Genomic DNA, 15,804 nt, shown 5'->3' with positions numbered 1-15,804 from the left:
TCACTCCGGTGCCGGGTGGCCGGTCACCGCGAGGTTGCGGATGCGCCCGATGTCGTCGAACGAACCGAAACCCACCCGGCCGGTGCCGAAGGTGGTGTCGGTAGCCGTCATCAGCGGGGACTCCGAGCCGTCGATGTAGAGGGCGATCCGGCCGGTGTGCCCGTTGTGGGTGAGGCGGACGTCGTGCCAGTTCATGCCCGGTGTGATAGCCGGAGGTGCGGCGGAGGACCCGTCCCATTGGTCGTCGATGCGCTCCCGGTCGGCATTGTTCACCTTGAAGAGGCCGTTGTGGGGATAGATCGAGTCGTCTTCCGACAGGTGGGCGTAGTAGAACTCGGTGTCCGACTGGTAGCCAAAGACGATGATCACGTCACGGCCGACAGGTTGGGGGACGTCGATCCGCACCTGAGCGGTGAGGTCCACCGACCGCCAGGTCGGGCCGGCGGTGAGGATCGCGTACTCGAAGGGCCGGCGTGGGCCTGGACGCGGGTCTCCGGCCTCGGCCAGGATCACCTCCGTGCCGGGGAATTCCCACTTCTCCGGCGTCACCGGTGCCCAGTGGTGTGCGGCGGTGGTGTTCGTCACGGTCTGCTCCACGTCTCGGTGAGGGATGCGTTGTGCATCGGTGACCTTCCAGATGGAACCGCTGCCCTTCGAGAGCACGTACAACTCGCCGTCGGCGTCGTGGCCGAAACGCAGATCGATGCGGTCCAGGCCGGTAAGGTCTTGCATGGTGACGAGCTCGCCGTCAGCGTTGCGCAGCCGTAGCTCCTGGATGCGGGCCATCTCGTCGCGTTCCTGGTACATCTGGCTGGCCCGGGCGAAGTACATCTGACCGCTGACGATGTCGCCGAAGACATAGAGTCCTTTCAGCTGGGGGATGTCGCCGCGGTACACGAACCCACCGACGATAGCGACCCCGAGATCGCCGGTCTGGCCCGGCTGGCGGTTGTGGTCATAGGCGGCCACTGGATACGTGTAACCATACGTGTGGTCGTCCTCTGGCAGGGGCCGTGGCCAGCGGTCGTCTCCGACCATGAACGGGCCTTCCCGGTCGCTCCAACCGAAGTTGTCGCCGGCCCGGACCTCATAGATCGACTCGATGTGCCATTCGCCGATGTTGGCCACGTACATGCGGTGGTCGCCGACCGGATCCCAACTGAAGCGATGCGGATTGCGCAGACCGTAGGCGTAGGTCTCGCCAAGTGCATCCGGATCGTCGACGAAGGGGTTGTTCGACGGGATGCCGTACTGACCGTTGGAGCTGTTGGTGCCGGACGGATCGATGCGGAAGATCGCGCCCTCGGGTCGGCCGAGGTCCTGCGTGACGTCGGTGAACGTGGCGCCGCCGCCGTCGCCGATGGCCGTGTAGAGCAGGCCGTAGTCGTCGTCGCCCGGGGTGGCCGTGGGGTTGAAGCCGATCTGCTGGAAACCGTGGATGAACGTCTGGAAGCCGAGGCGGAGTACCTCGCGGCGGGTACCACTGAAGCTGTTGGCCGTGGGATCGTCGGCGGTCCACTCGGTGAGCACGCCGTGGTGGTTGGGGTTGTCCGGGCCGGGCAGGTCTGGAGTTTCGTTCCGGAGTGCGTCGCGGCCCTCGGTGTGCACTGTGTAGAAAATCCCGTTGTCGGCGAACTCGGGGTGGAACGCCATGAACCCGGACCCGCTACCGAGGCCCTGGTGGTTCCAGAACTCGGGCGAGAACTCGGCTCCAACGTCGAGGAACTCGATCGGCTCGCCGTCGTCGATGAGGTATAGCTTGCCGTTGAGATCTGGTACGTAGAGCCGGCCGGAGCCGTCGGGTACCTCACCGAGGTAGTTGATCCGGTTGGTGCGGTTGAGCCGTTGGTCGGTGGGTGGCGGGTCGGGCTGCGAGGCCGGGATCTGGACGAACTCTTCGAGGGTTAGTGCCAGATTGGACATGGTCGGATCGGGCAGGGGATCGAGGATGGGCCCGTCGTCGTCGGCCTTGGCCGGTGCCGCCAGAAGGGCGAGCGCCAGTGCGGCCGCGGTGGCCCCTGAGGCGACGGCGGCGGGATGACGTGGGAGTGGCTTCATTGTTCCTCCTCACCGTGAGTAAGCGCTTTCCAAGGAACGGAAAGCGCTTTCTCCTTTAGGTCACGAAAGTATTTCGATCGCGACCGCCTGTCAATAGGTGGGATGTCCGCTAGCCACGGTCGATGCGACGGGACGGCCTGATGTGCCGTCACGGCACCCTTGACGGTGCCCTGGGCGGCGGGTAGCTTTCACGTTCAGGCAAGCGCTTACCAAGCGCATCATCCCAGGTCCCAGGAAGTGCAATGATGCAACGTGGACGGCTCACTCTCAGTGTTCTGGCGGCCGCGTCGCTGGCCGTCGCGGCATGTGGTGGAGACGACGGCGACGCCGCGGATTCCTCCGATGCCACGCCCCTGGAGATCGTCGCCTTCAGCCCGCCATCACTCGGCGCGTTCCTGCCCGCCGTGATCGCGGACCAACGCTTCGATCTCGACAACGGACTCGACATCTCCTTCGTGGAACGCCCCCCGGACGCCTACAACACGGAGTTCGGCACCGGCCAATTCCAGGTTGGTGGCAGCGGCTCACTCATGAGTGAGGCGGTACGGCTGACCGAGGGAATAGACGTCGTCTATCTCTTCAACGTGCACGACTTCTGGGGCGGCCTCGTCTCCACCACCCCTGACGTCGCCAGTGTCACCGACCTGGAAGGGCACAGCCTGGCCGGCGTGACGGGTTCCACGAACTACGCGATGTTCCGGTGGTTCGCCGAGACTGCCGGTGTCGACTTCGGCGCGGTCACCGTCGAGAGCCATGACACGGGTGCTCTCGGTACGCAGGCCCAGACCTCGCGCAGCGACGCCATCCAGATCTGGGAGCCCGGCTACAGCCTGCTCATGGCCCAAGAACTCGACCACGTCCACGACGTCCCCCTACCGCTTGAGCTGTGGGAGCAGGAATTCGGTACGACGGACATCCCGTTCCTGGGCATCGCCGTCCACCGCTCGTGGCTCGATGAGAACGAAGAACTGGTGGCACCTCTGCACGCCACCTACGAGCAGGCAGCCGAGTGGAGCCTGGCCAACCCAGACGAAGCGGCGCAGATCATCGCCGACTCGATCGAAGGGGGCGGTGACGCCGAGGCCCTCGCCGGCCTCCTGGCCGACAACGACCGGCTGGGTCTCAACGTCCGGTGGTCGTCGGACGTCGCGGACGGGATCGCAGCGGTGTTCGACGCCGGCGTCACCATCGGCTACTTCGACGAGTCGCCCTCACTCGACATCGTCTACGAGGGCAACTGACCCCCAGGAAGGACCTCGACGTGAGCAAACTGGCAACCGGCCTGGCTCGACGGGGCGACGAGGTCTGGCGGCAACGCGTGCAACGCTCGGCGCGGCGGCTGCCACCCGTCGAGATGGTGGTGGCGATCTGCGTCGGGCTGATCGTCTGGACGATCGTCGCGGCCCGCACCGAGGATTACATCCTCCCGCCGATCACCGATGTCGGCTCGCGCATCGTGGAGCTGTTCACCGACGCTGACCAGCGGTGGGACTGGTTGATGACCATGTTCCGCATCATGCTCGGCCTGATCACGTCGTTCGTCGTGGGCACCGCGTTGGGTCTAGCCATGGGCAGATCACGTCGTCTCACGAACATCTTCATGCCCTATCTGCAGATCACCCAGGGGATTCCGTCGTTGTCATGGGTGATGATCGCGATCATCTGGTTCCAGACCGTCGAGGTTCGTATCTGGTTCCTCATGGTGATGGTCACCCTGGCCGGGTTCGCCTTCCAGGCGCAGGACTCGTACCGGGCGATCCCGGCCGAGCTCAAGGACATGGCGAAGTCACTGCGGCCGCGACGAGACCGGCTAGACATGTTCCGTACCATCACCCTGCCGGCCATCCTGCCCGGCATGCTGACCGCCTGGAAGGTCAACCTCGGCCTCGGCACGCGGGTGGTGCTGATCGCCGAGTTCGCCGGTGCCACCATCGGTGTTGGTTACCAACTCCGTCTTGAGCAGCAGTTCTTCCGCATGGACGGGGTTATCGCGTGGACCGCGTCGCTGGTGATCTTCGTTCTGATCATTCAACAGGTCATCGCGATGATCGAGCGGCGCATGCTCCGCTACCGCCCCGGAGCACACATGCCCCAGGTGAGCGAAGCGACTCAAGAACCGTTGACGGCGCAACCCGACGCCAGGCAGGTGGGGTAGGACGATGACCGATCTCATGCAGGGACGGGAGGTGGCGCCAGTGAGCCACGACGCGGGGAGGTCGGACGACGCGGCGGTCCGGTTCGAGGACGTCCACAAGGTCTTCGTCACCGGCGACGGAACTCGGGTGCGCGCCCTCGAAGGCCTGAATCTGTCGGTGGCCCGAGGCGAGATGCTGGCGATCGTCGGCCAGACCGGATGCGGCAAATCAACCGCGTTCAACTTGCTACTAGGACTGTTCGGGGCGACGTCGGGCACGGTCACCGTCCACGGCATGGACCCACATCGCGACTTCGAGGCACTGAAGGGCCGGATCGCGGTGGTGTTCCAAGACGGACGCCTGCTGCCGTGGCGCACCGCCGAAGACAACGCCGCACTCGGCCTCGAATACCAGGGCGTGCGCAAGGCAGAGCGGACCCGGATCGCCCGTGAATGGCTGGCCCGCCTGGGCCTGGAGGGCCGAGAGAAGGCCTACCCATTCGAGCTCTCCGGCGGCATGCGCCAGCGGGTGGGAATCGCGCGGTGCTTCGCGCTGAACCCGGACATCATCCTGTGCGACGAGTCGTTCAGTGCACTCGACGAGTTGACCGCGGAGCGGCTGCGCGGCGAGTTCCTGCGCCTGGTGAAGAACGAAGGCAAGACCGGCGTGTTCATCACACACTCCATCGAGGAGGCGCTGACCGTCGGCGACCGGGTGGCGGTGTTCCGAGCGCCGGGACATGTCGCCGCGGAATTCACACCGGAGGCCGCGTTGTCCGAGTCCGAGTTATCCCGGATGCGCAAGTCGGTGCGCGACGTCATGGCCGGAGTGGAGTCACCCGGATCCGCGTGAAACTTGCCGGCTAAGAGGCCCCTATTTGCGGGGCCGCCAAACCACATGGAGGCCACTCCCGTTAGGAGAGTGACCTCCATGGTCTTGGGCCTACACCATCGCGCGACGGCCTGCGCGCAGCATCAGACCGGCGCCAAGTGCCAACAACACGAACGTCAGCATGATGGACGGCACCAAGCCTGGGACGCCGGTGTCGGGCAGCTCGCGGCCTGAATCATCGTCACCACCGGACCCGTTGGCGTCGCCGTCACCGCCAGCGTCGCCGTCACCGTTGGCGTCACCATCGCCGTTGGCGTCACCATCGCCGTTGGCGTCGCCAGCGTCGCCATCGCCGTTGGCGTCGCCGTCAGCGTCGCCGTCACCGTTGGCGTCGCCGTCACCGTTGGCGTCGCCGTCAGCGTCGCCATCGCCGCCAGCGTCACCGTCGAACTCTGTGCTCCAGGTCAGGATCGAACTCCCGCATATGCCAAGGCTAGCGAAGAGCATGCCCGAGGCGGAGCCGTCGGCGTTCACTGTCCCTCGGATGACGTAGTCGGTCACGCTATCAGTCCAGTGGATCTCGAACGGGCGGTCAGCGGTGATCGGCGTAGCCGGGAACTGGCTTGAATCGAAGTCGCCGAAACCGGATCCGTTTCCGCCTCTGCAGAACCACCAATATTGACCGCTGAGGTTCGAGAGCCTGCCTTCGGAGTCGATCTCGAAGCTGAATGGACGCTCGTCTTGGTCATCCATCTCGACGTCACCCGCATGGGTCTGCACGGTGGCGCCGTCGTAGCTGCCGGCGGCCGGGGCCTCGCCCTGGTCGTCCGAGACGACGGTGAAGGTGATCGAGGCTTCACCAACCGGGCTCAGCAGCGTGACATCTTGCTCGCCCAAGGCCAACGGAGCCGAGATCTCTCCTTCTGCGGCGCCGAGAATGTCGGTGTTCAGCGTCTCGACAAACTCTCCGTTGAGGATCAGGTCGACGGTGATCGGCCCGGTGGGGTTCGATGAGGCGGGGAAACCGGTCCCGCGAATCCCGACTGGCTTCTCCGCGAGTTCGGATTCGGTGACAACCCACCGGTCAGCGGAGATCTGCGGGTCGAAGTTCGAGACGTACTCATCGTCGTAGTATTCGTCGTCGGCCACCACGGTGAAGTCTTGCGAGACGCTGCCTTCAGCGGACTCGAGCGCCAGCGTGTGCACACCGGCGGGCAGTTCCACGGTGAATCTGAAGTTCAGCGTCCCCTGCTCGTCCGTTGTGGCTTGGTGCATTTCGTCGCCATTAACCGAGATCGTCACACTGGAGTCGGGCGCCCAACCCCAGGAGTTGGTGATGATTCCCTCGCGCTGCATCGACCAGGCGGAGATCGTCGATTTGTCGAGGCTAATCTGCGGGTTGTCAGCCTGCGCGTCCACCTGCGCCTCGTCGCCGTCGACGACTATGAACTCGGCGGAGAACTCCGGCGCATCCGAGCTGGCTACGTTGGCCGCGGCTGGAATGGTAGCGCTCACGATCAGCGCGGCGGTGCCACCCAGCGCGCCGAGCAGGCGAGCCCGTCTCAGCCGCGAAGGGGCGCGTTTCTTCTCTGTCTTCAGCAAGTGAAGCTCTCCCTCTTATTCGTCGGATAGGCGCGTGTAGACCACTGACGACGCACGTCGTCGCGGAGATACGCCGCAGCCAGCGTGAAGTTCAACGCGACGCAGGGACAACTTCTCCGGACAACTCCAGACACGAAACCGGGCGGGGCGCGGGCGGACATTTCCGCAGGGCACCTAGCTTCGGTGTTTAAGAGTGGGTCAGACTCGTAGCGGGACGGCACCGATACGGTGATAGGTGTCGACATCACGTGGGAGGCGGGAATGGCGGGTCCGGTCCGTTGGGGTGTGCTGGGTGTCGCGGCGATCGCCACGAAGAAGGTGATCCCTTCGATGCAACGCGCAGCGGACTGCGAGATCCTCGGGATCGCGTCGAGGGATGCCGATCGCGCCGCTAAAGCGGCTGCTGAGCTGGGAATTCCGCGTCACTACGGCTCCTATCAAGCACTCCTAGACGACCCCGATATCGATGCTGTCTACATTCCGCTGCCGAACAACCTGCATGCCGAATGGACGCTGCGGGCCGCGGCCGCCGGGAAACACATCCTGTGCGAGAAGCCGCTGGCGATGAGTGCTGCCGAGGCGCGGACCATGGTCGCCGCGTGTGACGAGGCCGGGGTCGTGCTGATGGAGGCGTTTATGTACCGCCTGCACCCGTTGTGGGCCCGGACCCGGGACCTGGTGGCGGAGGGTCGTATCGGCGAACTGCGCGCCATCCAAGCGATCTTCGCCTATAACAACACCGACCCGGCGAACATCCGCAACATCGTCGAGCTGGGCGGTGGTGGGTTGATGGACATCGGCTGCTACCCGATCAATGCCGCCCGGATGATGTTCGGCGCCGAGCCAACCGCCATCCAAGCCAGCATCCGCCGTGATCCCACGTTCGGCACCGACGTCCTCACATCAGCGGTGCTGGATTTCGACGGCCGCCAGGCGTCGTTCGTCTGCTCGACACAGCTGGAGCCCGCCCAGCGGGTGGAGCTGTTCGGGTCTGAGGGGAGGCTCGTGGTCGAGATCCCGTTCAACATCCCGGCTGACCGACCCACCTTCATCACGCACATCGCCGGCGGCAAGCCGCCAGTCGAGCCTGGCATCACAGTGATCGAGGTCCCAGCCGCTGACCAGTACAGCATCCAGGGCTCGCGATTCGCCCAGGCCGTTCGCGACGGTGCGCCAGCACCGACACCCCCGGCCGACGCGGTCGCCAACATGGCGGTCATCGAGGGAGTCTTCGCTGCGGCTGAAGCTCGCTGAGCCTTCGAGCGCCTCCGCTGGGCATGCTCCTGACTGTCGCTCGCCCAGGAGCGGCCGGGCGGTTCGCTCAGCGCTGAAGGCTGGATGGAGCACGGCGGGGTGCCGGGGACCTAGGCTCGTCGCATGTACGAAGTGATCACCAACGACGGCCGGACCCTCGCCGTAGAAGAATGGGGAGTGCCGGACGGCACGGCGGTTGTGTACTGCCACGGCACGCCGATGAGCCGGCTGGCTCGATATCCGGACGACGAGCTGTTCGGCACCCTCGGTATCCGGCTTATCACCTACGACCGTCCGGGGTACGGCAAGTCCACCCCGCAACGCGGGCGGCGGGTGGCCGATGCCGCAGCGGATATCGAGGCCATCGCCTCGGCCCTCTCGCTGAACCGCTTTCCGGTCTTCGGCGTCTCCGGGGGTGGGGGTCATGCCCTCGCCGCGGCGGCAGGGCTCCCTGATCGGGTCACCGCGGTGGGTGTCATGGCGTGCACGGCGCCGCGGGACGCTGCCGGACTGGACTGGACCGCCGGCATGATGGAGGACAACCAGGCCTCGTCGGTGGCCGCCGCCAACGGCCGGGAGGCACTCGCGGACCACTTAGCCAAGGCCGAGTCGTCCGACCTGATGTCGTTGGTCCCGCCGGCCGAGCAGGCCGTACTCCAACGGCCGGATATCCAGCGGATGTTGTCGACGGCGTTCGCCGAGGCATTACGTCCCGGTCTGGATGGCTGGATCGACGACGAGCGGGCGCTGTATGCGCTGCCGTGGGGGTTCGACCCGTCGACCATCCGAGTTCCGGTGCGGCTCTGGCACGGCGAACTCGACACACTCGTCCCGGTCAGCCACAGCGTGTGGCTGGCCGAGCGGATACCGGACGCGTTGCTGGTTCGTGAGCCCACGGCGGCACACGCGGGTCATTTCCTCGCCACACCGGACATGCTGCGGTGGCTGGTGGCGACCGAAGGCTGAGCCGGCCGACGTTACTCCTCGTTGCGGATGGCGACTGGCGACTCGAGTTCGACGGTCCGGCTCACCGTGCACAGGCGGTCATGTGACTTCGCGAGGGCATCCGGCAGGATCTTGCGGGCTTCGTCGCCCCGTTCGCCCTCGGGGAAGGTCACCTTGAACACGACCTCCAGCCGCTCCATCCGGTTGCCGGATTCCGCGTCGCGGATTTTGTCGCCGCTGACCTCGACGGAGAACGACTCAGGCTCCGAGCGTCGGGTGGTGAGTGTGTCGACGTCGATCGCCGAGCAGCCACCAATGGCGGTGAGCAGCAGCTCCACGGGGGTGAACTCGCTGTCGCGGCCCTCGCCGAAGGTGATGACACCACCACGTTTGTTCGTGGCGATGTACTGCTTGTCGGCGACGCGGGTGATGGAGACGGTTCTACGGGGGTTGTCGGTCATGGGCCAACCCTGCCAGATGGGTAGCCCGTCGGTATACCCGCGGGTGGCCCGCCAGCCAGACAGGTGACGTCAGCGTCAGAGGATCTGGGAGAGGAACAGTTTCGTCCGTTCCTCCTGGGGATTCGTGAAGAAGTGGGTGGGTGTCCCCACCTCGACGATCTGGCCGTCCGCCATGAAGACGATCCGGTCCGCGACGGCCCGTGCGAAACCCATTTCGTGGGTGACGACGATCATCGTCATCCCAGATTCGGCCAGCTGGACCATCGCGTCGAGCACCTCCTTGATCATCTCTGGATCCAGTGCCGAGGTTGGCTCGTCGAACAGCATCACCTTGGGTTTCATGGCCAACGCGCGGGCGATGGCGACCCGCTGCTGCTGGCCGCCGGAGAGCTGAGCCGGGTATTTGTGGGCCTGCTCCGGGATCTTCACCCGTTCGAGCAGTTCCATCCCGTGCTGCTCCGCCTCGGCTTTGGGGACACGGCGCACTTGGCGGGGCGCCAGCGTCACGTTCTCCAGGATCGTCAGGTGTGGGAAGAGGTTGAACTGCTGGAAGACCATACCCACCTCCCGACGGACCTCCTGGATGTTGCGGATGTCGTCGCTGAGTTCGATGCCGTCGACGACGATCCGCCCGCCGTCGTGTTTCTCCAGCCGGTTGACGCACCGGATCAGCGTCGACTTGCCGGATCCGGACGGCCCGCACACCACCACGACCTCTTGACGGCCAACGACGAGATCGATGTCTCGGAGTGCTTGGAAGTCGCCGAACCATTTCTGGACTCGCTCGCAGCGGATCATCTCCTCTCCGGTGCCGCCCGCTCTCCGTGCGTCCTGGGTGAGGGAGGTGCTGGTGTCCGGTTCCGTCATGGCGTCGTCCTCATTCATCTCAACGCTCCCCGAGCCCAAGCCGCGTTTCCAACCGTTGACTCTCGCGGGACATCCAATACGACCCGACCCAATAGATGAAGGACACGAACAGCAGTGTCTCCGCGTGTAACCCCTGGCCGAGGAACTCCGGCTGCTGGGTGACCCGGCGCGCGACCGCGAGCAGGTCGGTCAGCCCAACAATCAGGACGAGCGACGTGTCCTTGAACAGACTGATGAACTGGCCGACCATCGCGGGGATCACGTTCCGCAGCGCCTGGGGCAAGATGATCAACCGCATAGTTTTCCACGGGGGCAGCCCCAGCGCCTGCGCGGCCTCGTACTGTCCCCGCGGGATGCTCTGCAACCCGCCGCGGACGATCTCGGCGACGTACGCAGCCGTGAACAGAAGCAGAATGATGACGACGCGCCACGTCCGGCCGGGGGTCGGAAACCCGACGGGCAGCATGAACGGCAGGATGAGCCAGCCCATGAAGAGCAAGGCGATCAGCGGCATGCCGCGGATCAACTCGATGTAGACGACCGATACCAGGCGGATGGCGGGAAGTGTCGATCGCCGGCCTAGCGCGATGAGCACCCCCACCGGAAACGCCATAGCGATACCGCCGATGGCGAGAAAGACGGTGAGCATCAGCCCGCCCCAACGGTCCAGGCTGACACCGTCGAACTGGGTCACGACCACGTATGAGCCGAGCAAGCCGGTGATGACGGCGAGGTGCATCCAGCGTCGCCGGTGAGGTGGGATCCGGCGGCCGACCAGGTAACCAGCGACGGCGAGCACCACCGTTGCCGCCAGCAGGATCAGCGGTGTGGCCGTCCGCACGAACGTGACCAGGGCAGCCACGAGCAGCAGGGCCGGTGCCGCGCGCCGGGCGTTCTGTTGCCAGGACGTGGTGAGCTCGATACCTCGGATCCGTGCGGCTTCGACGTTGGCACGTGCCGTCACACCCAAACCCAGGCCGATCACGAGAGCAAGGATCGCGACGGCGGCCCACGGTCGCCACAGTTCACTCCGGGGGAACGTGCCGACCATCAGATTGGTGAGGTTGACCTCGACGATCTCCCAGCGCGCGGTGACGAGAACGAACCGGATCGCCCGATAGACGACGTAGCCGATGGCCGGCACCAGAATCAGGGTGAACAACGAGTTGTACCAGGTGTTGAAGAGGTTCTGGCGGACCCAAACACCCGGCGAACGAGTGCCCGACGGCGGGCGGTCCGGCGGAGGTGGCCGGTACTCGGAGGAGTGCACCTTGATCTCGGACATCTACACCCCCCGCAACCCGAGCCGGCGGTTCAGCACGTTGACGATCAACGACAGGGTCAAACTGATCGCCAGGTACATAAGCATCATGATCCCGATCAGCTGCGGTGCTGGTTGGCCCTGCCCGATGGCGATCCGGGTCACGCGGAGCAACTCCGGAAAAGCGATGGCGATGCCGAGCGCTGAGTTCTTCGCCAGGTTGATGAACTCGTTCCCGGCGGGAGGAATGGCGATCCGCAATGCCTGCGGCAGCACTACGTGCCGATAGCGCTGCGCCCCGCTGAGGCCGAGCGCGTTCGCGGCCTCAGCCTGTCCTTTGGGAACGGCCAGGATGCTACCGCGGACGATCTCCGCGACGAACGCCGCCATGTAGAGCACCAGCCCCAGGAGCAGCGCCCCGTGTTCAACGGTGAGCTCGTAACCACCGCTGACCGTGCGCCCGTCGAGAACGGGTAGCGTCACGGACACCGGCTGGCCGAGTGCCAGCCACGCCACACCGACGACGACGCCGAACGTGACGGCACCCCACACGATCCGGTGATGCGGTTGTCCGGTGGCGTTGAATCTGCGGGTTCGCCACCGGACGACGACGATGGACAGCACGATGGCGACGGCGCAGAAACCCAAGAACAGGCCACTGTCGTCGTCGACGTCGAACCACGGTGCGTAGAGACCCCGGTTGGAGAAGACGAACCCGCCGCCGTCGATGGCGTCGTTGATCCTGGGCAACTGTTGCAGGATCGCCAGGTAGAGGAACAGGAGGAACACGATGAGCGGGATGTTGCGCAGCGCTTCGACATAGGCCGCCGCGCACTTGCGCACCAGCCAATTGCTGCTCAGTCTGGCGATTCCGACGAACACACCGAGCACCGTCGCCAGGACGATACCCCAGGCCGACACCACCAGCGTGTTCCGCAACCCCACGACCAACGCGGCCCAGATCGAATCGCGGGACGAGAAGTCGGCCCCGGCCAGGGGGAATCCCGCCGCCTGCCCGAGAAAACCGAAGTCGGTGCGCATTCCCTGGGCTTGCATGTTCTGGACCAGGTTGTTCGCCAGCAGCCAGAGCAACGCGGCGACACCGGCGAGAAAGGCCACCTGCACCGTGATGCGCAAGACCCGGACGTCCCGCCATGGTGGCGGCCTGGTGTCAGTGCCGTTGGTGCGTTGTCCCGTGTTCACCGCCGGTATCCGCCAGGGTTCGTGGAACCCCTAGCTGCGCTAGCGGTACGGAGGCGCATAGAGGAGCCCGCCCTCGGTCCATAGGTTGTTGAGCTCGGGTTCCAGACCCAGGGCGGTGTCCGGGCCGACGGTCCGCTCGTAGATCTCCTGGTAGTTGCCAACCTGTTGGAGAATGTCCACCGCGAAGTCGGCATCGAGACCGAGGCCCGGGTTGAAGTCGTCGATCCCTAGGAATCGAGCGACGTCCGGGTTCTCTTCCGGATCGACGGCGAGGAACTCATCCACGTTGGTGGAGTCGATACCGAACTCCCACGCCTGGATGGTGGCGATGACCGCCCAGTTCACCGTGTCGAACCATTCGACGTCGCCGTCGAGCGTGGCCGGGCTCAGGGGTTCCTTCGACATAGTCTCGTCGAGGACGACGAGCGCGTCCGGTCCGCCCTCGTCCGTGGGCCACTCGGCCTTGAAAGCGGCGAGCTGAGACTTGTCCGACGTCCATCCGTCGCATCGGTCGGTGAGGAACGCCTCACGGAGGGTGTCGTTGTCCTCGAAGGTAAGTGGCTCGTAGTCGACGCCGTGTGCGGAGAAGGCTGATTCGAGATTGAGTTCGGTTGTGGTGCCGGATAGAGTGCAGACCACGGTGTCTTGCATGTCGGCGATGGAGCTGAAGCCGTCGTCGGTGCGCACCATCATGCCCTGGCCGTCGTAGAACGTCGTGGTCGCGAAGCTGACGTTCTCGGCTCCGTCGCGCAGCGCGGTCCACGTCGTGTTCCGGATCAGCACGTCGATCTCGCGGGCTTGCAGCGCGGTCAGGCGCGCCTCAGCGGTCAGCTCGATGTATTCGACGGCGTCCGCGTCGCCAAGGACGGCGGCGGCGACCACCTGACAGAACTCGACGTCGAACCCTTCGTACGTACCTTCGGGCGTGACGAAGCCGAACCCCGGGACCTGTCCGTTGATGCCGCAGTTGAGGACGCCGCGGCTGCGGACCTGGGCCAGGGTGCCGTCGGTGGGGGTTTCGTCGGTTGCGTTCTCATCGTCGTCGGCTGGTCCCGCGTCGATGTCCTCGACGAGGTCGTCGTCGGGTAGTCCTGGATCGTCGGCGCCTCCGTCGTCCCCACCCGTGCACGCGGCAAGCATCAGGATCGGAGGTATGAGTACTGGCAGCAGTAATGTCCGGCGTCGCACGTGGCCCTCCCAGTGGTCTGGAGACCTGTTGGCCTCGAGGGCGCGCCCGTCCACCTGACCGGATGGCTGATGGTGGCACCGGAGGTGGACGCTCAGCGCGGAATGTCCACAGGTTAGGCGTCCAGAACGATCACGTCACCACCTAACGGCCGGCTAATTGTCCTCGTGATGAGGTTGTGATTTGTCCGGCGAGTTGGGGGCTTCGGCTGAAATATGGTTGTCACGTGCCGGACGCTTCGGAAAATCCCTCCACGGTGGCCCGGCCAGAGGCGCTCCGCGGATACGCCGGGCTACGACGCGGGTACCCGGCCTGAGCGCGGGTAGACGATGGATGTGCCGGGTGCGACACGTTCGGATCGACCATCGGTGGGTAGCGTGTCAGTGCGGCAACACGTGGGTTCTGCAGGGCGGTGACCACAACCCGCACGCAGAACATGAAGGAAGAGTCGACGCGACCGAAGGGATTGAGACCGTGTCGGACCGAGAACAGGCAGTGCTCAGCGCCGTCCCCACTGGGCTATTCATCGCTGGCGAGTGGCGTGAGTCCCGCTCCGGAGCCCGCCTCGACGTCGAGGATCCAGCCACGGGTGAGGTCCTGACCAGTGTCGCGAACGCCACACCAGAGGACGGCATGGATGCGCTGGCCGCCGCGGTCGACGCGCAGCAGGCCTGGGCCGAGACCGCGCCGCGATCCCGTGGTGACATTCTGCGCGGTGCCTATGAGGCGATCATGGACCGTATCGACGATCTCGCCCTGCTGATGACACTCGAGATGGGTAAGGCGGTCCCGGAGTCGAAGGCTGAAATCACCTACGCGGCGGAGTTTCTCCGGTGGTTCTCGGAGGAGGCGGTCCGAGTCGCGGGCCGGTATTCGATGGCTCCGGCGGGCGGCAGTCGACTACTCACCATGAAGCAGCCGGTCGGGCCGTGCCTGTTTATTACCCCGTGGAACTTCCCGATGGCCATGGGCACCCGCAAGATCGGCCCCGCGGTGGCGGCCGGGTGCACCATGGTGGTGAAACCGGCGACGGAGACTCCGTTGTCGATGCTCGCGCTGGCGTCGATCTTCGCCGAGGCAGGTCTGCCAGCCGGGGTGCTCAACGTCGTACCCACCAGCTCCGCCGGGGCCCTCTCCGAGCCGCTCATTCGCGACCCGCGGCTACGAAAGCTCTCGTTCACCGGTTCCACGCAGGTGGGCCGCAAGCTCATCGAGCAATCGGCGGAGCAGGTGTTGCGGGTGTCGATGGAGCTGGGCGGCAACGCGCCGTTCCTCGTCTTCGACGACGCCGACCTCGACGCCGCCGTCGACGGTGCGGTGCAGGCGAAGATGCGCAACGTCGGTGAGGCCTGTACGGCGGCCAACCGCTTCCACGTCCACGAGTCGGTCGCCGGCGAGTTCGCCGACCGGCTGGCGGCCCGGCTTGCGGCGTTGCGCGTCGGCCGTGGCACGGACGACGGGGTCGACGTCGGACCGCTCATCAACGCCAAGCAGCGTGACACCGTGGAGAGCCTCGTCGACGACGCGGTCGGCCGCGGAGCGAGCGCCTTGACCGGTGGCTCCCGGACCGGCGATGCCGGATACTTCTTCGAGCCGACGGTCCTCGCCGACGTGCCGCGGGACGCACGCATCCTCGCGGAGGAGGTCTTCGGGCCGGTGGCCCCGGTGACGACATTCACCTCCGACGACGACGCCGTGGCATTGGCCAACAACACCGAGTACGGCCTCGTCGCCTACGTCTTCACCCGGGACGTGCAGCGGGCGCTGCGGGTGTGTGAGCGGCTGGAGACCGGAATGGTCGGGCTGAACGCGGGCCTCGTATCCAACGTCGCGGCGCCGTTCGGCGGGGTGAAGGCCAGCGGGTTCGGCCGGGAAGGCGGCTTCGAGGGTATCGAGGAGTTCCTGGAGACGAAGTATGTCTCCATCGCCCTGCCCTGACCCACCCCCCCTGACCCCTTCCCCTCCTCCCGGTGATCATTGGCTTTTGACTACCGGATCCGG

General features: G+C 65.6%; 13 protein-coding genes. 6 read left to right on the top strand and 7 right to left on the bottom strand.

All coding sequences use genetic code 11. The features are described from left to right. Positions 1–2,058, bottom strand: coding sequence for a PQQ-dependent sugar dehydrogenase (locus G8760_RS01370; RefSeq protein ID WP_166345536.1), 2,058 nt, complete (start codon positions 2,056–2,058; stop codon positions 1–3). Between the two features lie 242 nt (positions 2,059–2,300). On the opposite strand from G8760_RS01370, the gene G8760_RS01365 reads away from it, so the two are divergent. Genes G8760_RS01365 through G8760_RS01355 form a run of 3 tightly spaced genes read left to right on the top strand, consistent with a single transcriptional unit; the run spans position 2,301 to position 5,045 of the window. Beyond that, a complete protein-coding gene (locus G8760_RS01365; protein WP_166345533.1) occupies positions 2,301–3,299 on the top strand; it encodes an ABC transporter substrate-binding protein in 999 nt (332 codons plus the stop codon). A 20-nt stretch (positions 3,300–3,319) separates the two neighbouring features. After that, positions 3,320–4,213 (top strand): ABC transporter permease, encoded by an 894-nt coding sequence (locus G8760_RS01360; RefSeq protein WP_166345530.1) that lies wholly within the window; start codon positions 3,320–3,322, stop codon positions 4,211–4,213. 4 nt (positions 4,214–4,217) lie between these two features. Continuing rightward, positions 4,218–5,045 carry an ABC transporter ATP-binding protein gene (locus G8760_RS01355; protein ID WP_166345527.1) on the top strand — a complete coding sequence of 276 codons (828 nt, stop codon included), beginning with the start codon at positions 4,218–4,220 and terminating at the stop codon, positions 5,043–5,045. Positions 5,046–5,135: 90 nt separating this feature from the next. Here the strand turns inward: G8760_RS01355 and G8760_RS29710 are convergent, their stop codons facing one another. Next, entirely contained in the window at positions 5,136–6,626 is a 1,491-nt protein-coding gene (locus tag G8760_RS29710; protein ID WP_207781902.1) for a hypothetical protein, read from the bottom strand. A gap of 261 nt (positions 6,627–6,887) precedes the next feature. On the opposite strand from G8760_RS29710, the gene G8760_RS01345 reads away from it, so the two are divergent. Further along, complete coding sequence (locus G8760_RS01345; RefSeq protein WP_166345524.1) at positions 6,888–7,880, top strand: Gfo/Idh/MocA family protein; 993 nt, start codon at positions 6,888–6,890, stop codon at positions 7,878–7,880. 123 nt (positions 7,881–8,003) lie between these two features. Next, complete coding sequence (locus tag G8760_RS01340; protein WP_166345521.1) at positions 8,004–8,846, top strand: alpha/beta fold hydrolase; 843 nt, start codon at positions 8,004–8,006, stop codon at positions 8,844–8,846. 11 nt (positions 8,847–8,857) lie between these two features. Here G8760_RS01340 and G8760_RS01335 read toward each other — a convergent pair whose 3' ends face one another. The 5 genes from G8760_RS01335 to G8760_RS01315 all read right to left on the bottom strand — a co-directional run bounded on the left by G8760_RS01335 (position 8,858) and on the right by G8760_RS01315 (position 13,805). Then, positions 8,858–9,286, bottom strand: a complete 429-nt coding sequence (locus G8760_RS01335) for an OsmC family protein (RefSeq protein ID WP_166345518.1) — start codon at positions 9,284–9,286, stop codon at positions 8,858–8,860. A gap of 75 nt (positions 9,287–9,361) precedes the next feature. Next, complete coding sequence (locus G8760_RS01330; protein ID WP_166347798.1) at positions 9,362–10,084, bottom strand: amino acid ABC transporter ATP-binding protein; 723 nt, start codon at positions 10,082–10,084, stop codon at positions 9,362–9,364. A gap of 88 nt (positions 10,085–10,172) precedes the next feature. Further along, entirely contained in the window at positions 10,173–11,438 is a 1,266-nt protein-coding gene (locus tag G8760_RS01325; RefSeq protein ID WP_166345515.1) for an amino acid ABC transporter permease, read from the bottom strand. Then, a complete protein-coding gene (locus G8760_RS01320; protein WP_166345512.1) occupies positions 11,439–12,617 on the bottom strand; it encodes an amino acid ABC transporter permease in 1,179 nt (392 codons plus the stop codon). It lies immediately after the preceding gene. A 39-nt stretch (positions 12,618–12,656) separates the two neighbouring features. Then, the gene (locus tag G8760_RS01315; RefSeq protein WP_166345509.1) at positions 12,657–13,805 is read right to left on the bottom strand and encodes an amino acid ABC transporter substrate-binding protein; all 1,149 of its coding nucleotides are present in this window, start codon (positions 13,803–13,805) and stop codon (positions 12,657–12,659) included. A 463-nt stretch (positions 13,806–14,268) separates the two neighbouring features. On the opposite strand from G8760_RS01315, the gene G8760_RS01310 reads away from it, so the two are divergent. Next, complete coding sequence (locus G8760_RS01310) at positions 14,269–15,741, top strand: NAD-dependent succinate-semialdehyde dehydrogenase (protein WP_343074355.1); 1,473 nt, start codon at positions 14,269–14,271, stop codon at positions 15,739–15,741. Positions 15,742–15,804 lie beyond the last annotated feature (63 nt).

The organism is Phytoactinopolyspora limicola (genome assembly GCF_011320225.1).
Lineage (GTDB): Bacteria > Actinomycetota > Actinomycetes > Jiangellales > Jiangellaceae > Phytoactinopolyspora > Phytoactinopolyspora limicola.
This window is presented reverse-complemented; position numbering and strand designations above follow the sequence as displayed.

Excerpts from the sequence above, each read along its gene's own strand:
- G8760_RS01370 (WP_166345536.1), bottom strand. The coding sequence starts at position 2,058 with ATGAAGCCACTCCCACGTCATCCCGCCGCCGTCGCCTCAGGGGCCACC.
- G8760_RS01325 (WP_166345515.1), bottom strand. The coding sequence starts at position 11,438 with ATGTCCGAGATCAAGGTGCACTCCTCCGAGTACCGGCCACCTCCGCCG.
- G8760_RS01330 (WP_166347798.1), bottom strand. The coding sequence starts at position 10,084 with ATGATCCGCTGCGAGCGAGTCCAGAAATGGTTCGGCGACTTCCAAGCA.
- G8760_RS01340 (WP_166345521.1), top strand. The coding sequence starts at position 8,004 with ATGTACGAAGTGATCACCAACGACGGCCGGACCCTCGCCGTAGAAGAA.
- G8760_RS01345 (WP_166345524.1), top strand. The coding sequence starts at position 6,888 with ATGGCGGGTCCGGTCCGTTGGGGTGTGCTGGGTGTCGCGGCGATCGCC.
- G8760_RS01355 (WP_166345527.1), top strand. The coding sequence starts at position 4,218 with ATGACCGATCTCATGCAGGGACGGGAGGTGGCGCCAGTGAGCCACGAC.
- G8760_RS01335 (WP_166345518.1), bottom strand. The coding sequence starts at position 9,286 with ATGACCGACAACCCCCGTAGAACCGTCTCCATCACCCGCGTCGCCGAC.
- G8760_RS01365 (WP_166345533.1), top strand. The coding sequence starts at position 2,301 with ATGATGCAACGTGGACGGCTCACTCTCAGTGTTCTGGCGGCCGCGTCG.